Source organism: Variovorax sp. W1I1 (assembly GCF_030815625.1).
GTDB lineage: Bacteria > Pseudomonadota > Gammaproteobacteria > Burkholderiales > Burkholderiaceae_C > Variovorax > Variovorax paradoxus_C.
The window spans coordinates 4,047,530-4,072,647 of record NZ_JAUSWZ010000001.1 but is presented as its reverse complement, the minus strand read 5'-3'; the positions used below and the strand labels follow the sequence as shown (position 1 = coordinate 4,072,647).

The 25,118-nt window shown below is 65.9% G+C and carries 24 protein-coding genes; 8 read left to right on the top strand and 16 right to left on the bottom strand.

The window, feature by feature from the left end; all coding sequences use genetic code 11:
- Window positions 1-153: 153 nt before the first annotated feature.
- From dnaJ to QFZ83_RS19045, 16 genes are all read right to left on the bottom strand, one after another.
- Window positions 154-1,293: a molecular chaperone DnaJ gene (dnaJ, locus tag QFZ83_RS19120; protein ID WP_013540331.1), complete on the bottom strand. Its 1,140-nt coding sequence runs from the start codon at window positions 1,291-1,293 to the stop codon at window positions 154-156.
- Window positions 1,294-1,401: 108 nt separating this feature from the next.
- Entirely contained in the window at window positions 1,402-3,339 is a 1,938-nt protein-coding gene (gene dnaK / locus QFZ83_RS19115) for a molecular chaperone DnaK (RefSeq protein WP_013540332.1), read from the bottom strand.
- Window positions 3,340-3,460: 121 nt separating this feature from the next.
- On the bottom strand, window positions 3,461-4,027 hold the full coding sequence (gene grpE / locus QFZ83_RS19110; protein ID WP_080559369.1) for a nucleotide exchange factor GrpE: 567 nt from the start codon (window positions 4,025-4,027) through the stop codon (window positions 3,461-3,463).
- A 155-nt stretch (window positions 4,028-4,182) separates the two neighbouring features.
- Window positions 4,183-4,533 (bottom strand): FKBP-type peptidyl-prolyl cis-trans isomerase, encoded by a 351-nt coding sequence (locus QFZ83_RS19105; protein WP_013540334.1) that lies wholly within the window; start codon window positions 4,531-4,533, stop codon window positions 4,183-4,185.
- Window positions 4,534-4,611: 78 nt separating this feature from the next.
- On the bottom strand, window positions 4,612-5,025 hold the full coding sequence (locus QFZ83_RS19100) for a helix-turn-helix domain-containing protein (RefSeq protein ID WP_306877669.1): 414 nt from the start codon (window positions 5,023-5,025) through the stop codon (window positions 4,612-4,614).
- 179 nt (window positions 5,026-5,204) lie between these two features.
- Window positions 5,205-6,056 carry an archaetidylserine decarboxylase gene (gene asd / locus QFZ83_RS19095; protein WP_307512761.1) on the bottom strand — a complete coding sequence of 284 codons (852 nt, stop codon included), beginning with the start codon at window positions 6,054-6,056 and terminating at the stop codon, window positions 5,205-5,207.
- Between the two features lie 112 nt (window positions 6,057-6,168).
- Window positions 6,169-7,161, bottom strand: a complete 993-nt coding sequence (locus tag QFZ83_RS19090) for a tripartite tricarboxylate transporter substrate binding protein (RefSeq protein WP_307509070.1) — start codon at window positions 7,159-7,161, stop codon at window positions 6,169-6,171.
- Between the two features lie 54 nt (window positions 7,162-7,215).
- On the bottom strand, window positions 7,216-8,280 hold the full coding sequence (locus QFZ83_RS19085; RefSeq protein WP_307509068.1) for a beta-propeller fold lactonase family protein: 1,065 nt from the start codon (window positions 8,278-8,280) through the stop codon (window positions 7,216-7,218).
- A 10-nt stretch (window positions 8,281-8,290) separates the two neighbouring features.
- On the bottom strand, window positions 8,291-9,274 hold the full coding sequence (locus QFZ83_RS19080; protein WP_307509065.1) for a tripartite tricarboxylate transporter substrate binding protein: 984 nt from the start codon (window positions 9,272-9,274) through the stop codon (window positions 8,291-8,293).
- Window positions 9,275-9,346: 72 nt separating this feature from the next.
- Window positions 9,347-10,108: an SDR family NAD(P)-dependent oxidoreductase gene (locus QFZ83_RS19075; RefSeq protein ID WP_013540340.1), complete on the bottom strand. Its 762-nt coding sequence runs from the start codon at window positions 10,106-10,108 to the stop codon at window positions 9,347-9,349.
- 20 nt (window positions 10,109-10,128) lie between these two features.
- Window positions 10,129-11,706: a galactarate dehydratase gene (gene garD / locus QFZ83_RS19070; RefSeq protein WP_307509062.1), complete on the bottom strand. Its 1,578-nt coding sequence runs from the start codon at window positions 11,704-11,706 to the stop codon at window positions 10,129-10,131.
- A 19-nt stretch (window positions 11,707-11,725) separates the two neighbouring features.
- Window positions 11,726-13,021 (bottom strand): TRAP transporter large permease, encoded by a 1,296-nt coding sequence (locus tag QFZ83_RS19065; RefSeq protein WP_013540342.1) that lies wholly within the window; start codon window positions 13,019-13,021, stop codon window positions 11,726-11,728.
- 8 nt (window positions 13,022-13,029) lie between these two features.
- Window positions 13,030-13,518 (bottom strand): TRAP transporter small permease, encoded by a 489-nt coding sequence (locus tag QFZ83_RS19060; RefSeq protein WP_013540343.1) that lies wholly within the window; start codon window positions 13,516-13,518, stop codon window positions 13,030-13,032.
- A gap of 143 nt (window positions 13,519-13,661) precedes the next feature.
- The gene (locus QFZ83_RS19055) at window positions 13,662-14,639 is read right to left on the bottom strand and encodes a TRAP transporter substrate-binding protein (RefSeq protein WP_013540344.1); all 978 of its coding nucleotides are present in this window, start codon (window positions 14,637-14,639) and stop codon (window positions 13,662-13,664) included.
- A 66-nt stretch (window positions 14,640-14,705) separates the two neighbouring features.
- Window positions 14,706-15,596 (bottom strand): SMP-30/gluconolactonase/LRE family protein, encoded by an 891-nt coding sequence (locus QFZ83_RS19050; protein ID WP_307509056.1) that lies wholly within the window; start codon window positions 15,594-15,596, stop codon window positions 14,706-14,708.
- Window positions 15,586-16,413 carry an NAD(P)-dependent oxidoreductase gene (locus QFZ83_RS19045; protein WP_307509053.1) on the bottom strand — a complete coding sequence of 276 codons (828 nt, stop codon included), beginning with the start codon at window positions 16,411-16,413 and terminating at the stop codon, window positions 15,586-15,588. Before QFZ83_RS19045 ends, QFZ83_RS19050 begins: the two co-directional genes overlap by 11 nt.
- 172 nt (window positions 16,414-16,585) lie before the next feature.
- Between QFZ83_RS19045 and QFZ83_RS19040 the strand changes: the two genes are divergently transcribed.
- The 8 genes from QFZ83_RS19040 to QFZ83_RS19005 all read left to right on the top strand — a co-directional run bounded on the left by QFZ83_RS19040 (window position 16,586) and on the right by QFZ83_RS19005 (window position 25,115).
- Complete coding sequence (locus QFZ83_RS19040) at window positions 16,586-17,443, top strand: FadR/GntR family transcriptional regulator (RefSeq protein WP_013540347.1); 858 nt, start codon at window positions 16,586-16,588, stop codon at window positions 17,441-17,443.
- A 124-nt stretch (window positions 17,444-17,567) separates the two neighbouring features.
- On the top strand, window positions 17,568-18,557 hold the full coding sequence (locus QFZ83_RS19035) for a tripartite tricarboxylate transporter substrate binding protein (RefSeq protein WP_306877659.1): 990 nt from the start codon (window positions 17,568-17,570) through the stop codon (window positions 18,555-18,557).
- Window positions 18,558-18,610: 53 nt separating this feature from the next.
- Window positions 18,611-19,522 carry a 5-dehydro-4-deoxyglucarate dehydratase gene (kdgD, locus tag QFZ83_RS19030; protein ID WP_307509051.1) on the top strand — a complete coding sequence of 304 codons (912 nt, stop codon included), beginning with the start codon at window positions 18,611-18,613 and terminating at the stop codon, window positions 19,520-19,522.
- 63 nt (window positions 19,523-19,585) lie between these two features.
- Window positions 19,586-20,041: a nuclear transport factor 2 family protein gene (locus QFZ83_RS19025; RefSeq protein ID WP_307509048.1), complete on the top strand. Its 456-nt coding sequence runs from the start codon at window positions 19,586-19,588 to the stop codon at window positions 20,039-20,041.
- A 12-nt stretch (window positions 20,042-20,053) separates the two neighbouring features.
- Window positions 20,054-21,040, top strand: coding sequence for a tripartite tricarboxylate transporter substrate binding protein (locus tag QFZ83_RS19020; RefSeq protein WP_307509045.1), 987 nt, complete (start codon window positions 20,054-20,056; stop codon window positions 21,038-21,040).
- A gap of 15 nt (window positions 21,041-21,055) precedes the next feature.
- Entirely contained in the window at window positions 21,056-22,414 is a 1,359-nt protein-coding gene (gene gudD / locus QFZ83_RS19015) for a glucarate dehydratase (protein ID WP_307509042.1), read from the top strand.
- A 114-nt stretch (window positions 22,415-22,528) separates the two neighbouring features.
- Window positions 22,529-23,626, top strand: a complete 1,098-nt coding sequence (locus QFZ83_RS19010; RefSeq protein WP_307509039.1) for an SMP-30/gluconolactonase/LRE family protein — start codon at window positions 22,529-22,531, stop codon at window positions 23,624-23,626.
- Window positions 23,627-23,678: 52 nt separating this feature from the next.
- Window positions 23,679-25,115, top strand: a complete 1,437-nt coding sequence (locus QFZ83_RS19005) for an aldehyde dehydrogenase family protein (protein WP_307509037.1) — start codon at window positions 23,679-23,681, stop codon at window positions 25,113-25,115.
- The last annotated feature ends 3 nt before the right edge of the window (window positions 25,116-25,118 follow it).

The window sequence follows — 25,118 nt, the reverse complement described above, 5'->3', positions numbered from 1 at the left end:
GGCTGCGCGTCGCAAGGAAAGACGGCAAAGCAGACCCCGCAGACGAAGAAAAGCCCCGAGGCCCTGAAGCAACCGGTGCTCGCAGAGGCTCGAGGCCTGATCGTTCCCGCACACCCTTGGTGCTGGGCGGGATCGTGTCTTCTCTCTCTCAGATCAGCTGAAGAATTCCTTGGCCTTGTCGAACCAGCCCTTGTCGGTCGGGCTGTGCTTGTCGCCGCCCTTCTTCAGAGACTCGTCCAGTTCCTTCAGCAGCTTGCGCTGGTGCTCGGTGAGCTTCACCGGCGTCTCGACGCGCACGTGGCAGTACAGGTCGCCCGGATAGCTCGAGCGCACGCCCTTGATGCCCTTGCCGCGCAGGCGGAACTGCTTGCCGCTTTGCGTGCCGTCGGGAATGTCGATGGCCGCCGCGCCCTTGAGCGTGGGCACGCTGATCTCGCCACCGAGCGCCGCCGTGGTCACGCTGACCGGCACCACGCAGTGCAGGTCGTCGCCGTCGCGTTCGAAGAGCTCGTGCTTCTTCAGCCGGATCTCGATGTACAGGTCGCCCGGGGGCCCGCCGTTGGTGCCCGGCTCGCCGTTGCCGGTGCTGCGGATGCGCATGCCGTCGTCGATGCCGGCGGGGATCTTCACTTCGAGCGTCTTGTTGTTCTTGATCTTGCCCTGGCCATGGCACACGGTGCAGGGCTCGGGAATGATCTTGCCGCTGCCGTGGCAGGTGGGGCAGGTCTGCTGCACGCTGAAGAAGCCCTGGCGCATCTGCACCGCGCCCGCGCCGTGGCAGGTGGTGCAGGTGATCGGCTTGGTGCCGGGCTTGGCGCCCGAGCCCTTGCAGGTGTCGCAGTTGTCCCAGCTGGGAATGCGGATCTGGGCTTCCTTGCCCTCGGCCGCTTCCTCAAGCGTGACTTCCATCGCGTAGCTCAGGTCGCTGCCGCGGAACACCTGGCGCCCGCCGCTCTGGCGGCCGCCGCGCGCACCGCCGAACACGTCGCCGAAGATGTCGCCGAACGCTTCCGCGAAGCCGCCGAAGCCTTCCGCGCCCGGGCCGCCGCGCATGTTGGGGTCGACGCCGGCGTGGCCGTACTGGTCGTAGGCCGCGCGCTTCTGGCCGTCGGACAGCATTTCGTACGCTTCCTTCACCTCCTTGAACTTGGCCTCGGCGTCCTTGCTGGTGTCGCCGTGGTTGCGGTCGGGGTGGTGCTTCATCGCTAGCTTGCGATAAGCCTTCTTGATTTCGTCGTCGTTCGCGTTCTTGGGGACGCCGAGGGTTTCGTAGTAGTCGCGTTTGGTGGCCATGGCAGGTCGATCAGGGGGCTCGGGAGGCAGCGGGAACTCGGGTGGCTTGAAGCGAGAAAGGCTGGAGCACCCCGTGGGGTGATCCAGCCTTGGTCAAGCGGCTGGCGATCAGCCCTTCTTGACTTCCTTGACTTCGGCGTCGACCACGTTGTCGTCGGCCTGCGCATGCGCAGCAGCTTCCGCGCCAGCCGGTCCGCTCGCTGCCGAGGCGCCCGCCGCGGCTTGCGACTCGGCGTACATCTTTTCGCCCAGCTTCTGGCTGGCCGTCATCAGCGTGTTGGTCTTTTCCTCGATCACGGCCTTGTCTTCACCCTTGAGGGCTTCTTCGACGTCCTTGATCGCGGCTTCGATCGCTTCCTTCTCGGCGGCCTCGAGGCTCGCACCGTGCTCGCCCAGCGACTTCTTCACGCTGTGAACCATGGCTTCGCCCTGGTTGCGGGCCTGCACGATCTCGAGCTTCTTCTTGTCGTCTTCGGCGTTGAGCTCGGCGTCCTTCACCATCTTCTGGATCTCGTCTTCGCTCAAGCCCGAGTTCGCCTTGATGGTGATCTTGTTTTCCTTGCCCGTGCCCTTGTCCTTCGCGCCGACGTGCAGGATGCCGTTGGCGTCGATGTCGAAGCTCACTTCGATCTGCGGCGTGCCGCGCGCTGCCGGCGGAATGCCTTCCAGGTTGAACTCGCCCAGCGCCTTGTTGCCCGAGGCAATCTCGCGTTCGCCCTGGAACACCTTGATCGTCACGGCCGGCTGGTTGTCTTCCGCGGTCGAGAAGGTCTGCGCGAACTTCGTCGGGATCGTGGTGTTCTTCGTGATCATCTTGGTCATCACGCCGCCCATGGTCTCGATGCCCAGCGACAGCGGGGTCACGTCCAGCAGCAGCACGTCCTTGCGGTCGCCCGAGAGCACCTGGCCCTGGATGGCGGCGCCGACGGCCACGGCTTCGTCGGGGTTCACGTCCTTGCGCGGTTCCTTGCCGAAGAAGGCCTTCACCTTTTCCTGCACCTTGGGCATGCGGGTCATGCCGCCGACCAGGATCACGTCGTTGATGTCGCTCACGCTGATGCCGGCATCCTTGATGGCCAGGCGGCAGGGCGCGATGGTGCGCTCGACCAGTTCGTCGACCAGGCTCTCCAGCTTGGCGCGGGTAAGCTTGATGTTCAGGTGCTTCGGACCCGAGGCATCGGCCGTGATGTAGGGCAGGTTGATGTCGGTCTGCGCGCTGTTCGACAGTTCGATCTTGGCCTTTTCAGCGGCTTCCTTCAGGCGCTGCAGTGCCAGCACGTCCTTGCTCAGGTCGACGCCCTGTTCCTTTTTGAACTCGGCAATGATGTAGTCGATGATGCGCTGGTCGAAGTCTTCGCCGCCGAGGAAGGTGTCGCCATTGGTCGACAGCACTTCGAACTGCTTCTCGCCGTCCACGTCTGCAATTTCGATGATCGACACGTCGAAGGTGCCGCCGCCCAGGTCATACACGGCGATCTTGCGATCGGCCTTGTCCTGCTTGTCGAGGCCGAAGGCCAAGGCTGCAGCGGTGGGCTCGTTGATGATGCGCTTGACGTCCAGGCCCGCGATGCGGCCGGCGTCTTTCGTGGCTTGGCGCTGGGCGTCGTTGAAGTACGCCGGCACCGTGATCACGGCTTCGGTGATGGTTTCGCCAAGATAGTCTTCGGCGGTCTTCTTCATCTTGCGCAGGATGTCGGCGCTGACTTGCTGCGGCGCCATCTTCTTGCCGCGCACTTCGACCCATGCGTCGCCGTTGTCGGCCTTGGCGATGGTGTAGGGCATCAGGTCGATGTCCTTCTGCACTTCCTTTTCCTCGAACTTGCGACCGATCAAACGCTTGATCGCGTACAGCGTGTTCTTGGGGTTGGTGACCGCCTGGCGCTTGGCCGAGGCACCGACCAAGACTTCACCGTCTTCCTGGTACGCGACGATCGACGGCGTGGTGCGGGCACCTTCCGAGTTCTCGATCACACGCGTGGTGTTGCCTTCCATGATCGACACGCACGAGTTGGTGGTGCCGAGGTCGATGCCGATGATCTTTGCCATGTTCTTTACTCCTGAAAGCCTGAAAAAAATGTTGTTATGAACTTGTGGATAACCCGGCTCGATTCAAGGGGATGGAGCGGGGATTTCCTGTGGGAATCGTGTGTGCGGATGTGCGGACGACTTACTTCGGCGCGCTGACCGTGACCAGCGCCGGGCGCAGCACGCGCTCGTTGATCGTGTAGCCCTTCTGGAGCACGCTCACCACGGTGTTGGGTTCCTGCTCGGGGGCGGGCACCACCGAGATGGCCTGGTGCTGGTGCGGATCGAACCTGGTGCCTGCGGCGGGCGCCACTTCGATCACCTTGTTGCGTTCGAGCGCGCTCTTCAACTGGCGCAGCGTGGCTTCGGCGCCTTCGCGGATCTGCTCGGGGGTGGCGTCCTTGATGGCGAGGCCGGCTTCCAGGCTGTCGGTCACCGGCAGCAGGCTTTCGGCAAAGGCCTCGACCGCGAATTTGCGGGCCTTGGTGATTTCGTCGTCGGCGCGGCGGCGAGCGTTTTGAACGTCGGCCTGGGCGCGCAGGTATTGATCGGCCAATTCGGCGTTCTTGGCTTGCAGCGCGGCCAGCTCGCCTTGCGCCGCAGCCAAGGCGTCGGCTTCATTGGCGGCCTGCGCGGCCTCCAGTTCTTCGGGACTGGGCTCGCCTTGCAGCATTTGCGAATTCTGTGCGGATTGTTGCGGGTCAGACATTTTTCAAAGAACGGCGTGCGCCGGAAAACAAACGATAGCCAGCCACTTGGGGCTGGCCAGAGGCATTTCAAGCGAAAAAATGCGGAAAAAGGGGCCGTGGAGGCATGAAAAAGGCCCGAAATCGGGCCTGTGCGCCAACCGTGGCCAGTGAGCGATCAGTGCGCGTCGAGCAGTTCGACGTCGAACTTGAGGGTGGCGTTCGGGGGGATCACGCCACCGGCGCCGCGGGCGCCATAGCCCAGCGATGCGGGAATGATCAGCGTGCGCTTGCCGCCGATCTTCATGCCGGCGACGCCTTCGTCCCAGCCCTTGATGACCTGGCCTGCGCCCAGCGAGAACGCGAAGGGGTCGTTGCGGTCGCGGCTCGAATCGAACTTGGCGCCTTGCACGCCGTCGTTGTAGAGCCAGCCGGTGTAGTGCACATGCACGTGCTGGCCAGCCTTGGCTTCGGCGCCGGTGCCGACTTCGGTGTCTTCGTACTGGAGGCCGGAGGGAGTGGTAGGCATGGGAAAACGCTCCTTGCGTCGATGAATGATGAATTGGATCGAAGGCGCGGAGTTTACCGATGCCGGCTGACGGCCTCTTCAGCTCGTCGTGTCGGCGGGCGGTGCGGGGGGCGGGGGAGGCGGCGAGGAGGCCGGAGGCGCAACGGGAGCGGCTGGCGCAGTGGCCGCGGGAGCGGCCGGTGCAGCCGCCTTCTTGAGCTGCCCCAGCTGCCATTTGCCGGCAAAGGCCTGCAGGTCGGACAGCCGCTTGAGCAGATCCTGCCCGCTCAAGGTGAGGCAATAGCCGTCGCTGCCGTGGCTCACGATGCCGGCCTCGCGCAGTTCCTTGATGCGAGTGTTCAGGGTGTTGGGAGTGATGCCGCCCACGCTGTCCTGCAGCAGGCGGAAGGTCTGGGCATGGCCGTCGCGCAGGGCCCAGAGCACACGCAGCGCGTAGCGGGCTTCGAGCAATGCGAGCAACTGGCTGACGGCTGCGTTTTCCTTGGTACTCATCGACATCATCTCCTCGAAGCTGGGCGGGCTGCGGGCCTGTGGCTGGCCGATGCCGCGCGCTCTTGTTTGTGATTGGTTGTGGACCGTCCTGCGGGCCGGCGACTATAGCGCAAACGATGTGGATGCTACTAGTTTTATAGCTGTAAGGGCATGCTGCATGCGGGCTGTGAGACAAAGCCTCACAAATTCGTGTAGTCGGCCATGGCTTCGCCCAGGCGGATCGCGCGGGTGGGCGACCAGTCGGGGTTGAACGCCAATGCAGGCGCCGGGAACAGCATGACGACGGTGGAGCCGAGCAAGAAACGGCCCATCTCGTCGCCCTTCTTGATGTCGATCTGCTGGTCGTTGTAATGCCACTCGCGCAACTCGCCCACGCGCGGCGGATTGACCACGCCGTGCCACACGGTGGCCATGCTGCCGACGATGGTGGCGCCCACGAGCACCAGCACGAACGGCCCGCGTGCTGATTCGAAGACGCACACCACGCGCTCGTTGCGCGCAAAGAGGCCGGGCACGCCGCGCGCGGTGGTCGGGTTCACCGAGAACAGGTCGCCCGGCACGTGGATCATGCGCACGAGCCGCCCGTCGCACGGCATGTGGATGCGGTGGTAGTCCTTGGGGCTCAGGTACAGCGTGGCGAAGCTGCCGTGCGCGAACTTCGCGGCCAGCGTGGCGTCGCCGCCGACCAGCGCGGTGGTCGTGTAGTTGTGGCCCTTGGCCTGGAAGATCTGGTCGCCCTCGATCGCGCCGAACTGGCTGATGGCGCCGTCCACGGGGCACACCAGGTCGGCCTGCGCGAGCGGGCGCATGCCGGGCTTGAGCGCGCGCGTGAAGAACTGGTTAAAGCTTTTGTAGTGCTCGATGTCGGACTCGAGCGCCTCGCCCATGTCGACGTCGTACTTGGCGACGAAGCGGCGAATGATCCACGTCGTGACGGCACCGCGTTCCTTCCCCGCGACCCAGCCGGCGAAATTGGTCAGGGCCTGCTTGGGGAACAGGTATTGGGGCAGAACTGCGGAGCGGTCGGACACGTTGTGGGAAGCCTCGAATGCGGATCGGAGGGGCATTCTATAAAGCGCCCTCCCCAAGAAGCGTAGGAAGCTTCCCTCGGTTGTGCGTGGGTGCCGGCCGGCGGCGAACTACTTAGTCCGCCTTGATGCCGGCAGCCTTGATCACCCCGGCCCATTTCTCGACCTCGGCCTTCTGGAACGCCGCGATCTGCGCCGTCGAGAGATCCGCCGGCTCCATGCCGAAGCCCTTGAGCTTGTCCTGCATTTCGGGCGTTGCGAGGATCTTGCGGATCTCCGTGTGCAGCCGCTCGACGACCGGCGCCGGCGTACCGGCGGGCACGAAGATCGCCTGCCACGAGACCACTTCGAAATCCTTCAGCCCCTGGATACCCGATTCGGCCACCGTCGGCACGTCGGGCATCGAGGCCAGGCGCTTGGCGGAGGTGACCGCAATGGCGCGCAGCTTGCCGCTCTGGATGTGCGGGCCCGCCACCACGGTCGTGTCGAACATCATGTCGACCTGGCCGCCGATCACGTCCTGGATCGCCGGGCCGCTGCCCTTGTAGGGGATGTGCGTGAACTTCACGCCCGACTTGAAGGCCAGCAGCTCCAGCGCCAGGTGCTGCGAGGTGCCGGTGCCCGCCGAGGCCGACGAGAGCCCGCCCGACTTCGCCTTGCTCGCGTCCAGCACGTCCTTCAGCGTCTTGTAGGGGCTCGCCTGGTTCACCACCAGCACCACCGGGTTGGTGCCGATCAGTGTCACCGGCGCGAACGACTTCTGCGGGTCGTAGCCGATCTTGGGATACAGGCTCACGTTGATCGCGTGCGAGCTGATCGTGCCGCCCACCAGCGTGAAGCCATCGGGCGCCGCGCGTGCGCCCACTTCCGAGCCCACGCTGCCGCCGGCGCCGCCCTTGTTGTCGATGATCACGCTCGTGCCCAGCACGGTGCCCAGCTTCTGCCCGATCAGCCGGCCCAGCACGTCGGTGGTGCCGCCCGCGGGAAAGGGCACGAGGTAGGTGATGGCCTTGCCCGTGGGCCAGGTGTTGCTGCTCTGCGCGAACGCGGGCAATGCCGTGGCAAGGGAAGAGGCAAGGGCGGTTTGAATCAATGTGCGGCGTTGCATGTCTTTGTCTCCAGTGTGTTGATAGGCGATGGGCGATGGGCGGACTTCAGCCGTTCAAGGCAGATCCACGATCTCGATCCAGTTCGGGTTCTTGCCCACGGCCAGGCGCTCGGGCTTGCCGAGCGCGCCGGTCGCGGCATCGATGGCGTAGAGCGAAATGCTGTGCGACTCCTGGCCGGCCGCGATCAGGTAGCGGCCGCTCGGGTCGATCGCGAAACCGCGCGGACCTTTCTCGGTCGGCGTCTGGCCCAGCGGCTGCAGTTGTCCGGTGGCCGCGTCGACCTTGAACGCGGACAGCGTGCTCGACGTGCGTTCCGACGCATACAGGTAGCGGCCGTCCGGCGTTAGGTGCAGGTCGGCCGCCCAGGGCTTGCCGCTGAATCCGGCGGGCAGCGTGGTCGTGCTCTGTTCCAGCTTCAGCGTGCCGCGCGCGGCATCCCACGCGAACACGTGCAGTGCCGCATCGAGTTCATCGAGCAGGTAGACATGGCGCTGCGCCTTGTCCCAGACGAAGTGGCGCGGTCCGGCTTTTGCGGCGGTCGTCGTCAGCGCTGGATCGTTCGGCGACAGCAGGCCCTTCTCGGCGTCGAAGCGCCAACTGGAAATGTTGTCGCCGCCCAGGCTGGTCGCAAGCACGTAGCGATTGGCGGCATCCGCATGGATCGCGTGCGCGTTCGGTCCTGTCTGCACCAGTTGCTGGATGGCGCCGACGGCGCCGTCCTTGCCGATGGCGTTCACCGAGATTTTTCCGCCCTGGTAGGAGGCCGCGAAGAGCCACTTGCCGCTCGCGTCGAGGTCGATGTTGGCCATGCTGTCGGCGAGCGGCGCCTCGCCGAGCTTCTGCAGCTTGCCGGTGGCGGCGTCGATCGACATCGACGCCACGCGGAACGGCTGCGAGCGCAGCGCGGCATACAGCACGCGCTTGTCGTGGCTCACCACCATCGGCATCACCGTGCCGCCGACCGCGAGCGTCTGCACCGGCGTGAGCGTGCCCTTGTCGCGGTCGAGCGCGAGCACCGAGATCTCCTGGCTGTCGGCGTTCGACACGTAGACCCAGGTGGCGGCAGAGGCTTGGCCGGCGACGGCCAGCCACAGCAGCGATGCGATGGTTTTTTTCATGACCGCGTGCTCAGGGCTTGATGTTGAGCTTGGTGATCAGTTGCTTGAAGTAGACGTTGTCCTTGGCCAGCGTCTCCTTGAACACGGCGCCGTCGGTGTAGACGTAGCCCAGGTTCTGCTTGTCCATCACCTCGTGCATCAGCGGCTCGGCGGCCGTTTTGGCGGTGATCTCGCGCAGCTTGGCCATCACCTCGGGCGGCGTGTTCTTCGGCGCGCCGATGCCGCGCCAGGTGCCGATCGACAAATCGATGCCGCGCTCCTTGGCGGTCGGCACCTTCTCGAAGCCCTTCACCCGTTTGTCGGCCATCACCATCAGCACCTTGAGCTTGCCGCCCTGCACATGCGTCGTCACTTCGGCCGGGCTCACGGCCACGGCTTCGATGTGGCCGCCCAGGAGGGCGAGCACCGCGGGCGCCGCACCCTGGAACGGGATGTGGCCGAATTTGGTGCCGGTCTTGTCTTCGAGCGCCGCGGCCGCCAGGTGCCAGATCGAGCCGTTGCCCGAGTTGCCCACGCGGATGCTCTCGGGCGACTTCTTCGCGGCGGCGAGGAATTCTTCGATGGTGTTCCACGGCGCATCGGCCTTCACGGTGATCGCTGCCGGATCGGCATTGAGCTGCGCAATCGGCTGGAAGTCGTCGTAATTGAACTTGGCCAGGCCCAGATGCGGCAGCGTGAGCAGCTCGACCGTGAGCACCGCGAGCTTGTAGCCGTCGGGCTTGGCGTTGATCACCTCGGTCCAGCCGATGGCGCCGCCCGCGCCGGGGCGGTTGACGATCACGATGCTCTGCGAGATGTGCTTGCGGCTCGCTTCCGAAAAAGCGCGCGCGAGGCCGTCGGTGCCGCCGCCCGGCTGGTAGGGCACGAGCAGTTCGATGGTGCGGTTCGGGAAGTCGTTGGCGGCCTGCGCGAAGGTTGCCGGGGCCAGCCCGAGCGAGAGCGCGGCGGTGGCCGAGATGGCTGCAAGGCCGCGAACGAGGGTGCTTCTTTTCATGATGTCTCTTGTCTCCGTTGTTGATCTGATCCTCGAACGGCCCCTTGGCGAGGGCCGTCTCTCCAAAAAATCTCAGGGCATGTACTGCCCGCCGTTCACCTCGATGACCTGGCCCGTCACATAGCCCGAGAGCTGCTCCGAGGCGAGATAGAGAAAGGCACCCACGCATTCCTCGGGCTCGCCGATGCGGCCCATCGGAATGCTCGCCCTGAAGTTCTCCAGCATTGCGGGCGTCGAAAAGCGGTCTTGAAAGGGCGTCTGGATCACGCCCGGCGCGACCGCGTTCACGCGGATGCGGTCGCCCACCAGTTCCTTCGCGAGGCCGTGCGTCGCGGTGCTCACGAAGCCTTTCGATCCCGCATACAGATACGCGGCCGGCCCGCCGCCGGTGCGCGCCGCGACCGAGGTCACGTTGATGATGTTGCCGCCGCCCTGCGTGCGCATCAGCGGCACCACCTCGCGGCAGAAGGCGAGCACCGAGCGCGCGTTGATGTGCATCACCTCGTCGAACAGCGCATCGTCGAACTCGGCGATGGGCACGCGCTTGACCAGGCTGCCGGCGTTGTTCACCAGCACGTCGATGCGGCCGAGCTGCGCCGCGCTCTCTTTCACGCAGGCGCGGATCGCACCGGTGTCGCGCACGTCGGCCTTTACCGTGAATGCGGTGCCGCCGGCGGCGCGGATGGTTTCCACCACCTGGTTCGCGGCGTCGGCCGAGCTGTTGTAGTGCACCGCCACGCGCATGCCGCGCGCGGCGAAGGCGATGGCCACCGCGGCACCGATGCCGGTGCTGGCGCCTGTGACGAGCGCGGTCTTGTCCTTGAGGTCTTCCATGGATGCTTCCTTTCGATGTGTCAGGTCACGGGCGCGGGGTTGAACAGCACGAGCGCGTTGTGCAGCTTCCAGTGCTCCGCCCAGGTCTTCTTCTTTCCGCTGGCCACGTCGAGCATCAGCCGGAACAGCTCCCAGCCCACGTCCTCGATGGTGGCGTCGCCATCGGCGATGCGGCCCGCGTTCACGTCCATCAGGTCGTGCCAGCGGCGCGCGAGGTCGCTGCGCGTGGCGACCTTGATGACCGGCACTTCGGCGAGGCCATAGGGCGTGCCGCGGCCGGTGGTGAAGATGTGCAGGTTGATGCCGGCGGCCAACTGCAGCGTGCCGCAGATGAAATCGCTGGCCGGTGTGGCGGCGTAGATCAGGCCCTTCTGCTTGACCTTCTCGCCGGGCGAGAGCACGCCCGTGATCGGCGCGGAGCCCGACTTCACGATCGAGCCCATCGCCTTTTCGACGATGTTGGAGAGCCCACCCTTCTTGTTGCCCGGCGTGGTGTTGGCGCTGCGGTCCACGCGGCCCTTCTGCAGGTAGGCGTCGTACCAGGCCATCTCGCGGATCATGGCCTCGGCCACTTCGGGCGACGAGGCGCGCGAGGTGAGCTGGTCGATGCCGTCGCGCACCTCGGTGGTTTCCGAGAACATCACGGTGGCGCCTGCGCGCACCAGCAGGTCAGTCGCAAAGCCCACGGCCGGGTTCGCGGTCACGCCCGAGAAGGCATCGCTGCCGCCGCACTGCACGCCCACCACGAGTTCGCTCGCGGGCACTGTCTCGCGCCGGCGCGTGTTCAGCCGTGCGAGGTGCACCTCGGCCTGGCGCATCACCGAATCGATCATCGACATGAAGCCGACGTGCGCGTCGTCCTGCAGGCACACGACGTCGAGCGGCGCATCGGTCGCGCCTTCGCCGCGCTGGTCCGTGATCGGAATGGTGCCGGGCGGCAGCAGGCGCTCGGGTTGCAGCTTTTCGCAGCCCAGGCTCACCACCATCACCTCGCCGCCGAAGTTCGGGTTGAGGCTGATGTTGCGCAGCGTGCGGATCGGAATGATCGCGTCGGGCGCATCGATGGCGACGCCGCAGCCGTAGCTGTGCTCCAGCGCCACCACGTCGTCGACGTTCGGAAATTTCGGCAGCAGCTCGGCCTTGATGCGCTGCACCGCGAACTCGGTGACGCCGGCCACGCACTGCACGGTCTGCGTGATGGCCAGGATGTTGCGCGAGCCTACCGAGCCATCGGCGTTGCGGTAGCCCTCGAAGGTGTAGCCCTCCAGGGGCAGCAGGGCAGGGGGCTTGACCGTCGCGATGGGCAGCCCGTCGAGCTCGGGCGCCGTCGGCATGCGCATCACGCGCTCGTGCACCCAGCTGCCGCGCGGCAGCGCCTTCTGGGCGTAGCCGATCACCACGTTGTAGCGAACGATGGCATCGCCCTCGGCCAGGTCGGCGAGCGCCACCTTGTGGCCTTGAGGCACGTTGTCCACCAGCACGAGGCCGTCGGCGAACGTCGCGCCTGTCTTCAGGCCGCCGTCGTTCGCGACGATGGCGACGTTGTCGGCCGCATGGATGCGGATGTAGAGCGGGGGGCGGGTGTTCGTCTCGGCCATCGTGGGGCCCTTTCTTTTCTTACTTCACCACCATGAAGAGGCCGGGGAGCCAGGTGGAGAACGCGGGGACAAAAGTGACCACGCCGAGGGCGAAGATCAGCGCGCCGTAGAACGGCCAGATGGTCTTCATCACCGTGCCCACCGACACACCGCCGATCGCGCAGCCGACGAACTGCGTGGTGCCCACCGGCGGGGTGTTCAGGCCGAGCGCGCAGTTGATCAGCATCACGACACCGAACTGCACCGACGTCATGCCGTAGTGCTGGGCGATCGGCAGGAAGATCGGCGTGCACAACAAGATCGTCGCGGCCATGTCCAGGAAGGTGCCCAGCACGAACAGGATGATGTTGATGAGCAGGAAGATCATCCACGGCGTGGTCGTGATCTGCGAGAGCATCTGGCCCGTGAGCTCGGCCACCCCGTACAGGCTGATGAGGTAGCCGAAGGTGCTCGAGATACCGATCAGCAGCAGGATCACCCCGGTGGTGCGCACCGCCTTCGACGCGGCCTTGATGAAGTGCTCCCACTTCAGCGTGCGGTACACGAAGATCGTGAGGCCCAGCGCATAGAGCACAGCCACCGCCGCCGATTCGGTCGCCGTGAAGATGCCCGACAAGATGCCGCCGAGGATCAGCACCACGATGAAGAGGCCCGGCAGCGCCGCTGCGAACGAACGCGCCACGATGGCCCAGCCCGGGAAGCTGCCGGCCGGGTAGCCGCGCTTCACCGCCACCAGGTAGGCGGCCGCGAGGTTGCTGATGGTGAGCACGGCCGCCGGCAGCAGCGCCGCCAGGATCAGCGCCGCGATCGACACCTTGCCGCCCGCCGCGAGCGAATAGATGATCAGGTTGTGGCTGGTCGGCATCAGCGCGCCGACAAGCGCTGCGTGGGTCGTCACGTTGACCGCGTAGTCGGCGTGATAGCCCTCCTTCTTCATCATCGGGATCATCACGGCGCCCATGGCCGAAACGTCCGCCACGGGCGAACCCGAGACGCCGCCGAACAGCGTGCAGGCCACCACGTTCGACATGCCGAGGCCGCCGCGCACATGGCCCACGAGGTTGCGCGCGAAGTTGACGATGCGGTCCGCGATGCCGCCGTAGAGCATGAGCTCGCCGGCGAAGATGAAGAACGGAATCGCGAGGAACGAGAAGATGCCCATGCCCGAGGTCATCTGCTGGAAGCCGACCGCGAGCGGCAGGCCTTCATAGAGCAGCGTGGCCAGGGCCGAGAGGCCGATCGAGAAAGCGACCGGTACGCCCAGCAGCAGGAAGACCGTGAACGAGAGGCAAAGAATGAGGAGAGGGATCGTCATGATTCGGTTCAGCCCCAGGCGGGTTCTACTTCGCGGCCCTGGGCCAAAGCGATGATGTGTTCGATCGAGAACATCACGATCAAGACGCCGGCGATCGACGCGGGCACGTATTTCCAGCCTTCCGAAATCCACAGCGTGGGCAGTCGGTAGTCCCACACCGATTCGGCGAGTGAGGCGCAATTCCAGGCCATGGCCAGGCCGAAGATGAGGATGAGCGCGTGGATCAGGTATTCCATCTTCAGGCGCAGCCAGTCGGGCGCGAGCACGAGGAACGACTCCAGGCCGATGTGGCCCGCGTCGCGCACGCCGACGGCCACGCCGAACATCGTGACGTAGATCACCAGCAGCAGCGCAAGGCTTTCGGCCCAGGTCGGGGTGTTGTTGAGCACATAGCGGCCGAACACCTGCCAGCTCACCGCGCAGATCACCGCGACGAGACCGAGGATGCCCAACCACATGCAGGCACGGGCGAGGGTGCGGCAAAGTTTGGTGTACATGTGAGTTCTTCTTTGTCTTTCTCCCTCCCCTTCCGGGGGAGGGCGGGGGTGGGGGCAAGCGGCGTCTCGATGCCAGCGCTGTCATGCCCCCATCCCGGCCTTCCCCCAGCGGAGGAAGGAGCCAATTCAACCGACTGACTTGCTTACTTCGTGTCCTGCACGCGCTTGACCAGATCCTTGAGCTTCGCGTCGGTGATGAACTTGTCGTACACCGGCTTCATCGCGGCCTGGAACGGGGCCTTGTCGACTTCGATGATCTCGGCGCCGCCGGCCTTCACCGTGGCGAGCGACTTGATCTCGCGCTCTTCCCACTGCTTGCGCATGTAGGGCACCGACTCCTTGGCGGCCTGGCGGATCCAGCCTTGCTCTTCGGCGGAGAGCTTGTCCCACACGCGCTTGGAGAACAGCAGCATCTCGGGCGCCATCGAGTGCTCGGTCTTGCTGTAGTACTTGGCCACTTCGAAGGCGCGGGCGCTTTCATAGGTGGGGTAGTTGTTCTCGGCGGCGTCGATCAGGCCGGTCTTCAGGCCCGTGTACACCTCGCCCATGGGCATCGGCGTGGCGTTGGCGCCCATGGCTTCGAGCATCGAGACCCACAGGTCGGACTGCTGCACGCGGACCTTCAGGCCCTTCATGTCGGCGAAGCTGCGCACCGGCTTCTTGGCGGTGAACATCGAGCGCGCGCCGCTGTCGTAATAAGCCAGGCCGACGAAGCCCTGCTTCTCGCACGACTTCAGGATTTCCTCGCCGATGGGGCCGTCCAGCACCTTGTGCAGATGATCGACCGAGCGGAACAGGAAGGGCATGGTCGGCACCTGCGTCTCGGCGCAGATGTTGTTCATGGGGGCGATGTTCACGCGCACCATCTGCAGCGCGCCGATCTTGGTCTGCTCGATGGTGTCTTTCTCGCTGCCGAGCGAGCTGTTGTTGAACACCTTGATGGTGTGCTTGCCGCCCGACAGCGCCTTCAGGCGCTCGCTCATGAACTTCACCGCGGTCACGGTGGGGTAGTCGTCGGGATGGATGTCGGCCGAGCGGAATTCAGTGGCGCTGGCAGCCAGCGTGGTGAGCGCGGCTGCGGCGCCCACGGCAAGTGCGATCAGGGTCTTGTGGAACTTCATTTGTCTCGTCCTCTGGTGGTGGTTATCGAAAAAGAAAAAGGAAAGGGGAAGCGGAAGGAAAAAAGCTCAGCTGCCGAAGGTCGGTTCCGGCACGCCCTGTACGCCGGGCCGCAGGGCAAACACGCCGCCGGCCAACGGCTGGTCGGCCAGGTCGATGCCGCCGGGGCGGATCGAGGTGACGAAGAGCGTGTCGAGCGCCGGGCCTCCGAACGCGCACATCGCGGGCTTCTTCACCGGCACTTCGAGCGAGCGGTCCAGGTGGCCGTCGGGCGTGAAGCGGTGCACGAGGCCGGCGTCGTTGCCGCAGATCCAGTAGCAGCCGTCCACGTCGATGGCCGCGCCATCGGGGCGGCCGGGCAGGGGCTTCATGTCGACGAAGAGGCGGCGGTTGCTCGGTGTGCCGGTCTCGGTGTCGTAGTCGAAGGCCCAGATCGCCTGCACGCCCGGGTGCGAGTCCGAGAGGTACATCGTGCGGCCGTCGGGGCTGAAGGCGAGGCCGTTGGGCACGATGAGATCGTCCAGCTGCAGGGTGGCGGTGTCGCTGCCTTTGCCATAGCTGTACAGGCGGCCGACGCGTGCGCCCGCGGCCATGTCCAGCAGCATCGTGCCGGCCCAGAAGCGGCCCTGGCGGTCGCAGCGGCCGTCGTTGAAGCGCATGGCCGGTGCGGCGTGCGCGACGGGCGCGAGCGAGGTGGCTGCAAGCGTGCCGTCGGCCTGCGGCTGCAGCGAGAAGATGCCGCTTTCCATGCCTGCGATCCATGCGCCGGGCAGGTCGGCGCGCGGTGCGATGCAGGCGATCATTTCGTCCGCATGCCACTGCGCGTGGCCCTCGCTCGCATGCCAGCGGTTCAGTGCGCGCGCGGGAATGTCCACCCAGTAGAGCGCCTGCTCCGCGGCATGCCACACCGGGCTTTCGCCGGTGCCGTTGCGCGCGTCGAGGACGAGCTCAGCTTGCATCGCCGAAGGGGCCTTGCGCTGTGAACGCGCCGCCCTGGTAGATGGCGTTCGGATCGGTCGGCGCCACCGGCGGCTGCGCCTCGACCTTGTCGCGGAACACCTCCGAGCCGTCCTGCGGCACGAAGCCCAGGTGCGCGGCGGCGCTGTTGTCCCACCACACGTCGCGGTTGGCCGACATGCCGTAAACGACGGTGTGCTTCACATCGGGCGTGAAGAGCGACTTCTCGATCAGCGTCGTCAGGTCGCGGTAGCTGAGCCAGGTGCTCATCATCCGGCGGTTGAGCGGCTCGGGGAACGACGAGCCGATGCGGATGCTCACCGTCTCGATGCCCCAGCGGTCGAAATAGAACTGCGCCATGTCCTCGCCGAAGGACTTCGACAGGCCGTAGTAGCCGTCGGGCCGGCGCGCCGCGTGCGCATCGATGTGCTCGGTCTGCTTGTAGAAGCCGATCACGTGGTTGGAGCTCGCGAACACCACGCGCTTGACGCCGTGGCGGCGCGCGGCTTCGTAGACGTTGAAGATGCCCTTGATGTTGGCTTCGAGGATTTCCTCGAACGGCCGCTCGACCGACACGCCACCCAGGTGCACGATCGCGTCGCAGCCTTCCAGCAGCGCATGCACCGCGGCCTTGTCCGAGAGATCGCAGGGCACGACTTCTTCGCTCGTATCGGCGGCCGGTGCCAGCGATGCGATGTCCGAGAGGCGCAGCACGTTCGCATAGGGCTTGAGCCGCTCGCGCAGCACCTTGCCGAGGCCGCCGGCCGCGCCGGTCAGCAGCAGCCGATCGAGCTTGTTGTTAGAAGCTTGTGGGGACATCGACGTTTTTTCGGGTGTGATGAAGGGGTGAAGCGGTGGAATGCTTTCGCCGGAGCCGCCGTTACGATGCCGGGGCAGTCAGGTCGCAATACGTCACGAAACGGCCGTCAGAGCAATCCAGGTGATGAGTTATCTGTTGTCGTACAACTAATTGGAGATTATTATCGTGGCCATGGTCCAGACGACTGCGGGTAATCCCTTGGTAACCGATGCGGCGACGGAAGTCGCCGGTGGCGCTCCCTTCGTGGGGCGGCCGCGCCAGCGTGCCCGCGGTCTGGCGCACGGGCTGGTGGAAGACCTGGGCGAGAAGATCCGCAGCCAGTCGCTGCGCCCGGGCGACAAGCTCCCCACCGAGTCGGCCATCATGCAGGCCTACGGTGTCAGCCGCACTGTGGTGCGCGAGGCGCTCTCCAAATTGCAGGCGGGCGGGCTGGTCGAAACGCTGCATGGCGTGGGCACTTTCGTTTTGCAGCCGCGGCCGGGTGGGGTGTTTCGCCTCGATCCGGGCGAAATTGCCGCTTCGGTCGACGTGCTGGCTGTGCTGGAGCTGCGCATCAGCCTCGAGACGGAATCCGCCGGGCTTGCCGCGAGCCGGCGCACCGAGGAGCAACTGGTCGCCATGCGCCAGGCACTCGATGATTTCGAGCACAACGTGACGATCGCCGGCGACACCGTCGCGCCCGATTTCCGCTTTCACCTGCAGATCGCGCAGTCGACCGGCAACCCGTATTTCGCCGACATCATGCGGCACCTGGGCACCACGATCATTCCGCGTACGCGCATCAGCGCCATCCGCATCCAGGACGGCGGCGCGTACCTGAGCCGCGTCAATCGCGAGCATGAAGAAATCTATGCGGCCATCGCGCGCCGCGATCCCGAGTCGGCCCGCGCCGCCATGCGCATCCACCTGACCAACAGCCGCGAGCGCCTGCGCATGGCGCAAGAGGCCGCGCAGCAGCAAAAGGCGAAAGCCGAAGGTTCGGGCGCGGCTGGCAAGGGCGGCGGCGACGCCGCTTCGTCCGACAACTAACCCCTTCGCGGAATTTTTTGGGACCAAGTCTGGACAACTTGTTTTTGTAGTTGTACGATGACTGATCTCTCGCCCCGACCTCGGGCGAAGCCATGGCACACATCGAACAACTGGAGGCATCCGCATGACCATCAATCGACGCGGCGCACTGGGCGCCGCCCTTGCCACGACCCTGGCCGCCAGCTTGCCGGCGCGCACCTTTGCGCAGAGCGGCGGCGGCAACTGGCCTTCCAAGCCGATCCGGCTCATCGTTCCGTACCCGCCGGGCGGCTCGTCCGACATCATTGCGCGCTCGATCAGCCAGCCGCTGTCGGACGCGCTGGGCCAGCCCGTGGTGATCGAGAACCGCGCGGGCGCCAACGGCAACCTGGGCGCCGACATGCTCGCCAAGGCCCCGGCCGACGGCCACACGCTCATGTTGTGCGACCTCGGCGCGCTGGCCATCAGCCCGTCGCTGTACCCCAAGCTGCCGTTCGACCCGACCAAGGACCTGCGCAGCGTGGCCATGCTGGCCTACTCGCCGCACCTCCTGGTGGTGCATCCCTCGGTGCAGGCCAATACGCTGAAGGAACTGGTCGAACTGTCCAAGAAGAGCGATTTCAACTTCGCCGTGACCGCCAGTGGCAGCACCGCGCACCTGGCAGGCGTCGAACTGCAGCGCAAGAGCGGCGCCAAGTGGGAATACGTGCCCTACAAGGGCGGCGTGCAGGCCGTGCTCGACACCGTCGCCGGCCAGACGCAGGTGCTGATGAACGGCATGCTCGCCACCTACCCGCATGTGCAGAGCGGCAAGCTCAAGCTGATCGCGGTGTCCAAGCCCACGCGCATGCCGTTGATCGGCAACGTGCCGACCATCTCGGAGCAGGGCGTGCCCGGCTACGAGTCGGGCACCTGGCAGGGCGTGGTCGCCGCGCGCGGCACGCCCGATGCGGTGGTCGCCCGGTTCAACAAGGAACTGGTCCGCATCATCCGCACCCCCGACATCCGTGCCCGCCTGGCAGGGCAGGGCGCCGAGGTCGTGACCATGACCGCGCCCGAGCAGGACCAGTTCTTCGCCAAGGAGCGCGCGCGCTGGGCGCAAGTGATCAAAGAGGCCAACGTCAAGCTCGACTGACCGGCCATCCACTCTCTCTTTTCCTCATCCCAATCTTCACTGGACTCTTCCCGATGAACCCGCAAGAACTCAAGACCATCATGGGCTCCGGCCTGCTCTCGTTCCCGTTGACCGACTTCGACAGCAACGGCGACTTCAACAAGAAGGGCTACGTCGAGCGCCTCGAATGGCTGGCGCCGTACGGTGCCAGCGCGCTGTTCGCTGCAGGCGGCACGGGCGAGTTCTTCTCGCTGACCGGCGACGAGTACCCCGGCATCATCCAGACGGCCGTCGACACCTGCCGCGGCGTGGTGCCGATCATTGCCGGCGCCGGCGGCCCGACGCGCTTTGCCATCCAGTGCGCGCAAGCGGCCGAGAAGGCCGGCGCGCACGGCATCCTGCTGCTGCCGCACTACCTCACCGAAGCCGGCCAGGAAGGCCTGGCCGCGCACGTCGAGGCCGTGTGCAAGAGCGTGAAGTTCGGCGTGATCGTCTACAACCGCGCGTCGAGCCGCCTGAAGCCCGACACGCTCGCGGGCCTGGCCGAACGCAACCCGAACCTCGTCGGCTTCAAGGACGGCGTGGGCGACATCGAGGCGATGGTCGCGATCTACCAGAAGATGGGCGACCGCTTCGCGTATCTCGGCGGCCTGCCGACCGCCGAGGTCTATGCCGCGGCCTACAAGGCCATGGGCACGCCGGTGTACTCGTCGGCCGTCTTCAACTTCATCCCCAAGACGGCGATGGACTTCTATCACGCGGTCGCCAACGACGACATGGCCACGCAGCACCGCCTGCTGAAGAACTTCTTCATGCCCTACCTCGAGCTGCGCAACCGCACGCCGGGCTACGCAGTGAGCATCGTCAAGGCCGGCGCCAAGATCGTCGGCCACGACGCGGGCCCGGTGCGCGCACCGCTCACCGACCTCAAGCCCGCCGAGATGGAAGAACTGAAGGCGCTGATCGCCACGCTCGGCCCGCAGTAAGAAGCCTCGGAAGTTTCGCTTTGCCGTCGACGACACCAATTCACAACAACAGGAGATAACGACATGCTCATCAAGAAACTCTTCCTCATCGCCGCCTCGGCCATCGTGTTCACCGGCTGCGCCATGATGCCCGCGGGCGGTGGCGCGTCGGACCAGGCGTCGGTGGCCGCGGCCGCCGAGCGCCTGCGCGTCGCCATGGTCGACCCGACCGCCGCCGCGCTCGGCGCGCTGGTGGCCGACGACCTGAGCTACGGCCACTCGGGCGGCAAGGTCGACACCAAGGCGAGCTTCATCAGCGACCTGCTCGACGGCAAGTCGGACTTCGTGACCATCACGATCACCGACCAGACCATCAAGGTGGTCGATGCCAACACGGCCATCGTGCGCCACTCGCTCGCGGCCGACACCAACGACTCGGGCAAGCCCGGCAAGGTCGCGCTGAAGATCCTCGGTGTCTGGCAGAAGCAGGGCGGCAACTGGAAGCTGCTCGCGCGCCAAGCCGTTCGCCTTCCCTCCTGATCGGAAGCACGGATGCAGAGACGAGCGCTTCTTGCGGCGGGCCTCGTGCTCGCCGCCACCGCGATGCTGCCCCTGCATGCCTCGGCGCAAGCCGACGCATGGCCGCAGCAGAAACCCGTGACCATCATCGTGCCGTTCCCCGCCGGCGGCTCCACCGACATGGTGGCGCGCGCGCTGGCGCTGCAACTGCAGACCAGGCTCGGCGGCAGCTTCGTCGTCGACAACCGCCCGGGCGCCACGGGCACCATCGGCACCGGCTTCGTCAAGCGCGCACTGCCTGACGGCTACACGCTGCTGGTGTCGTCGCTCGGCGCCTTCGTCGTCACGCCGCACCTGCAGAAGAGCGTGCCCTACGACGCGACGAAGGACTTCGACTACATCAGCGTGCCCGTGCAGGCGCCCAACGTGCTCGTCGCGAATGTCGCGCGGCCCGAGCACACCGTGGCCGACGTGCTCGCGCTCTTGCGCAAGACGCCGGGCAAGGTCTCGTTCGCGAGCTCGGGCAACGGCTCCTCCGATCACCTGTCGGCCGAACTCTTCTGGCAGCAGACCAAGACCGAAGGCGTGCACGTGCCCTACAAGGGCGGTGCGCCGGCAGTCAACGACCTGCTGGGCAACCAGGTCGACTTTTCGTTCCAGAACGTGAATGCCGTGCTGCCGCACATCCGCGCGGGCAAGCTGCGTGCGATTGCCGTCACCGGCGACAAGCGCTCGCCCGTGCTGCCCGACGTGCCCACGCTGGCCGAGGCGGGCGTGAAGGGCGCGGAGGTCTATTCGTGGCAGGGCATGGCCGCGCCGAAGGGCCTGCCGCCTGCGCTGAAGAAGAAGCTGAGCGACGCGGTCATCGCCGCGATGCAGGACCCCGAGACGAAGAAGCGCATGCTCGACCAGGGCCTCGAAATCGTCGCCAGCACGCCCGAAGACTTCACCGCCTTCCAGTTGCGCGAATGGGCGCGATGGAAGACGCTCATCGATACCCGCCACATCACTGCCGACTGAGGCCCCAGCCCGAAGATGACAAGTCCTGAATCCGTTTCCAAAGTCGTGTCGGGCGCGCCCGTCGTCACCGGCATGCGCGTGGTGCCCGTCGCGGGCCACGACAGCATGTTGATGAACCTGAGCGGCGCGCACGGCCCGTTCTTCACGCGCAACCTCTTGATCCTGACCGACAGCGCCGGCCACACCGGCGTGGGCGAAGTGCCGGGCGGCGAGAAGATCCGCCAGACGCTCGAAGACGCGCGCGACCTCATCGTGGGCCAGCCCATCGGCCGCCACAACGCGGTGCTCAACAGCCTGCGCAGCGCCTTCGCCGGCCGCGACAGCGGCGGCCGCGGCCAGCAGACCTTCGACCTGCGCGTGACCATCCATGCGGTCACAGCCGTCGAGGCCGCGCTGCTCGACCTGCTGGGCCAGTTCCTCGAAGTGCCCGTGGCGGCCCTGCTCGGCGAAGGCCAGCAGCGCGACGCGGTGCAGATGCTCGGCTACCTCTTCTACGTGGGCGACCGGAAGAAGACCGATCTGGCGTACGAAACCGACCCGGGTGCGGACAACGACTGGTTCCGCCTTCGCCACGAAGAGGCGATGACGCCCGAATCCATCGTGCGCCTGGCCGAAGCCACGCACGCGCGCTACGGCTTCACCGACTTCAAGTTGAAAGGCGGCGTGCTGCGCGGCGAGGAAGAAGTCGAGGCGATCCGCGCGCTGCACGAGCGCTTTCCGAAGGCGCGCGTCACGCTCGACCCGAACGGCGGCTGGCTGCTGGCCGACGCGATCCGCCTGTGCCGCGACCTGCACGGTGTGATGGCCTATGCCGAAGACCCGTGCGGCGCCGAAGGCGTGTTCTCGGGCCGCGAGGTGATGGCCGAGTTCCGTCGCGCCACCGGCCTGCCGACCGCCACCAACATGGTCGCCACCGACTGGCGCGAGATGGTGCACAGCCTCTCGCTGCAGTCGGTCGACATCCCGTTGGCCGACCCGCATTTCTGGACCATGCAAGGCTCGGTGCGCGTGGCGCAGCTGTGCCAGGCCTGGGGCCTCACCTGGGGCTCGCATTCGAACAACCACTTCGACGTGTCGCTCGCGATGTTCACGCACGTGGCCGCTGCCGCACCCGGCAAGGTCACGGCCATCGACACGCACTGGATCTGGCAGGACGGCCAGCGCCTGACGAAGGCGCCGCTGCAGATCGAAGAGGGCTTCGTGAAAGTGCCGACGCGCGGTGGCCTCGGCATCGAGCTCGACATGGCCGAAGTCGAGAAGGCGCACCAGCTCTACCTGAAGCACGGCCTCGGCGCGCGCAACGATGCAGAGGCGATGCAATACCTGATTCCGAACTGGACCTTCGACAACAAGCGGCCCTGCATGGTCCGTTGATTGGCACCAGCCGTTCGGGCTGAGCCTGTCGAAGCCTCGCGCGGTGCGTCGACAAGCTCAGCGTGAACGGATGCGGTCCCGCGCCGCAAGCAAAGACATCGTCAAGGAGACTGCATGAACAACCACATGGATCGCCGCCGCCTGCTCCAGGCAGCGGCCGGCTCGGCGCTCGGCGCGGTGGCTGCCGCCGCGGGCGCTCAATCGTTTCCCTACAAGCCGCAGCAGCGCTACCCCGACCCGGCAGTGCTGATCCTCGATCCGAGCTTCGCCAAGTACCGCCTCTACAGCAGCACGCTCGAGCAGGTCGGCACGGGCATGCGCTGGGCCGAAGGTCCTGTGTACATGCCGCGCGAGGGCTGGCTGATTTGCAGCGACATCCCGAACAACCGGCTGATGCGCTACGAGGAAAAGACCGGCGAGTTCAAGGTCCACAAGTCGAACGTCAATCACTGCAACGGCAATACGCGCGACCGCCAGGGGCGCCTGATCAGTTGCGAGCATTCGCTGACGCGGCGCGTGGTGCGCACCGAGCACGACGGACGCATGACCGTGCTGGCCGACCGCTTCCAGGGCAAGCGGCTGAATGCGCCGAACGACGTGGTGGTGAAGTCGGACGACACCGTGTGGTTCACCGATCCGCTCTTCGGCATCTCGGGTACTTGGGAAGGCGACCGGGCCACGCCCGAGCAGGCGACGACCAACGTGTACCGCCTCACGCCCGACGGGCAGCTCTCCGCGGTGATCACCGACCTGGTGAACCCGAACGGCCTGGCCTTCTCGCCGGACGAGAAAAAGCTCTACGTCATCGAATGGAAGGGCACGCCCAACCGCAGCCTCTGGAGCTACGACGTGGCGGCCGACGGCAGCGTATCGAACAAGGCCAAGCTGATCGACGGCGTGGGCGCGGCCGCGCTCGACGGTTTTCGTGTCGACCGCGACGGCAATATCTGGATGGGCTGGGGCTGGAACGGCGCGTTGGCGTCCGAACCCACCGATGCCGGCAACGGCATGAAGGTCTATCAGCCGCAGGCGAAGTCCGAAGACCTCGATGGCGTCAAGATCTTCAATTCGCGAGGCTTGCCCATCGGTTTCATCCGCCTGCCCGAACGCTGCGCTAACCTCACGTTCGGCGGCCCCAAGAACAATCGCCTCTACATGGCGGCCAGCCATTCGCTGTACGCCCTCTACGTGGAGTCCGAAGGCGCCACCTAGCCTTTCGACTTCAAAAAACCATCACACCAACAGGCAAACAAGGACATCGACGATGACTGAATTCAACAACCTCATCAATGGCGAATGGCTGGCCGGCAACAGCTACAGCCCCAACGTCAACCCCAGCAACCTGGCCGACGTGCTGGGCCAGTACACGCAGGGCGATGCAGCGCATGTCGATGCCGCCGTGGCAGCCGCCACCGCCGCCTTCCCGGCATGGGCCACGGGCAGCATCCAGGCACGCTCGGACGCGCTCGACAAGATCGGCACCGAAATCCTCGCGCGCAAGGAAGAGCTCGGCACGCTGCTCGCGCGCGAAGAGGGCAAGACCAAGGCCGAAGGCATCGGCGAGGCCACGCGCGCGGGCCAGATCTTCAAGTTCTTCGCGGGCGAGTGCCTGCGTCTTTCGGGCGAGCTGCTGCCTTCGGTGCGCCCGAACATCGGCGTGGAAATCACGCGCGAGCCGGTCGGCGTGGTCGGCCTCATCACGCCGTGGAACTTTCCCATCGCCATTCCCGCCTGGAAGATCGCGCCCGCGCTCGCCTTTGGCAACTGCGTGGTGCTCAAGCCCGCGGACCTCGTGCCGGGCAGCGCCTGGGCCCTGTCTGAAATCATCAGCCGCTCGGGCATTCCGGCGGGCGTGTTCAACCTCGTGATGGGCCGCGGCAGCGTGATCGGCGAGGCGCTGGTCAGCCACCCCGGCATTCATGCGATCAGCTTCACCGGCTCGGTGGGCGTGGGCCGCAACATCGCGATCCAGTGCGTCACCAACCACAAGAAGGTGCAGCTCGAAATGGGCGGCAAGAACCCGCAAATCGTCCTCGACGACGCCGACCTCGCGCAGGCCGTGGAGCTCAGCGTGCAGAGCGCGTTCTACTCGACCGGCCAGCGCTGCACCGCATCGAGCCGCCTCATCGTGACCGAAGGCATCTACCCGAAGTTCATCGAGGCGATGAAGGCGCGCATGGCCAAGATCAAGGTCGGCGACGCGCTCGCGCAGGGCACCGACGTGGGCCCGGTCTCCTCGAAGTCGCAACTGAACCAGGACATGGAATACATCGCCATCGGCAAGGGCGAAGGCGCCACGCTGGCAGCCGGCGGCGAACTGCTGAAGCTGGAGACCGACGGCTACTACATGTCGCCCGCGCTCTTCAGCGAATCGGCGGCCGGCATGCGCATCAACAAGGAAGAAATCTTCGGCCCGGTCGCGAGCGTGATCCGCGTGAAGAACTACGAAGAAGCGCTGGCCACGGCCAACGACACCGAGTTCGGCCTCTCCGCCGGCATCGCGACGACTTCGCTCAAGTACGCGACGCACTTCAAGCGCCACAGCCAGGCTGGCATGGTGATGGTCAACCTGCCGACGGCCGGTGTGGACTATCACGTGCCGTTCGGCGGCCGCAAGGGTTCGAGCTACGGCCCGCGCGAGCAGGGCAAGTACGCGCAGGAGTTCTTCACCACTGTGAAGACGGCCTACACGCTGGCTTGATCC

Coding starts and splice junctions, on each gene's coding strand:
- QFZ83_RS19090 (WP_307509070.1), bottom strand. CDS start 7,161: ATGCAACGCCGCACATTGATTCAAACCGCCCTTGCCTCTTCCCTTGCC.
- QFZ83_RS19025 (WP_307509048.1), top strand. CDS start 19,586: ATGCTCATCAAGAAACTCTTCCTCATCGCCGCCTCGGCCATCGTGTTC.
- QFZ83_RS19065 (WP_013540342.1), bottom strand. CDS start 13,021: ATGACGATCCCTCTCCTCATTCTTTGCCTCTCGTTCACGGTCTTCCTG.
- QFZ83_RS19045 (WP_307509053.1), bottom strand. CDS start 16,413: ATGTCCCCACAAGCTTCTAACAACAAGCTCGATCGGCTGCTGCTGACC.
- QFZ83_RS19080 (WP_307509065.1), bottom strand. CDS start 9,274: ATGAAAAGAAGCACCCTCGTTCGCGGCCTTGCAGCCATCTCGGCCACC.
- QFZ83_RS19075 (WP_013540340.1), bottom strand. CDS start 10,108: ATGGAAGACCTCAAGGACAAGACCGCGCTCGTCACAGGCGCCAGCACC.
- QFZ83_RS19055 (WP_013540344.1), bottom strand. CDS start 14,639: ATGAAGTTCCACAAGACCCTGATCGCACTTGCCGTGGGCGCCGCAGCC.
- gudD (WP_307509042.1), top strand. CDS start 21,056: ATGACAAGTCCTGAATCCGTTTCCAAAGTCGTGTCGGGCGCGCCCGTC.
- QFZ83_RS19005 (WP_307509037.1), top strand. CDS start 23,679: ATGACTGAATTCAACAACCTCATCAATGGCGAATGGCTGGCCGGCAAC.
- QFZ83_RS19085 (WP_307509068.1), bottom strand. CDS start 8,280: ATGAAAAAAACCATCGCATCGCTGCTGTGGCTGGCCGTCGCCGGCCAA.
- grpE (WP_080559369.1), bottom strand. CDS start 4,027: ATGTCTGACCCGCAACAATCCGCACAGAATTCGCAAATGCTGCAAGGC.
- dnaJ (WP_013540331.1), bottom strand. CDS start 1,293: ATGGCCACCAAACGCGACTACTACGAAACCCTCGGCGTCCCCAAGAAC.
- QFZ83_RS19050 (WP_307509056.1), bottom strand. CDS start 15,596: ATGCAAGCTGAGCTCGTCCTCGACGCGCGCAACGGCACCGGCGAAAGC.
- QFZ83_RS19010 (WP_307509039.1), top strand. CDS start 22,529: ATGAACAACCACATGGATCGCCGCCGCCTGCTCCAGGCAGCGGCCGGC.
- QFZ83_RS19040 (WP_013540347.1), top strand. CDS start 16,586: ATGGTCCAGACGACTGCGGGTAATCCCTTGGTAACCGATGCGGCGACG.
- kdgD (WP_307509051.1), top strand. CDS start 18,611: ATGAACCCGCAAGAACTCAAGACCATCATGGGCTCCGGCCTGCTCTCG.
- QFZ83_RS19035 (WP_306877659.1), top strand. CDS start 17,568: ATGACCATCAATCGACGCGGCGCACTGGGCGCCGCCCTTGCCACGACC.
- QFZ83_RS19100 (WP_306877669.1), bottom strand. CDS start 5,025: ATGAGTACCAAGGAAAACGCAGCCGTCAGCCAGTTGCTCGCATTGCTC.
- dnaK (WP_013540332.1), bottom strand. CDS start 3,339: ATGGCAAAGATCATCGGCATCGACCTCGGCACCACCAACTCGTGCGTG.
- QFZ83_RS19060 (WP_013540343.1), bottom strand. CDS start 13,518: ATGTACACCAAACTTTGCCGCACCCTCGCCCGTGCCTGCATGTGGTTG.
- QFZ83_RS19020 (WP_307509045.1), top strand. CDS start 20,054: ATGCAGAGACGAGCGCTTCTTGCGGCGGGCCTCGTGCTCGCCGCCACC.
- garD (WP_307509062.1), bottom strand. CDS start 11,706: ATGGCCGAGACGAACACCCGCCCCCCGCTCTACATCCGCATCCATGCG.
- QFZ83_RS19105 (WP_013540334.1), bottom strand. CDS start 4,533: ATGCCTACCACTCCCTCCGGCCTCCAGTACGAAGACACCGAAGTCGGC.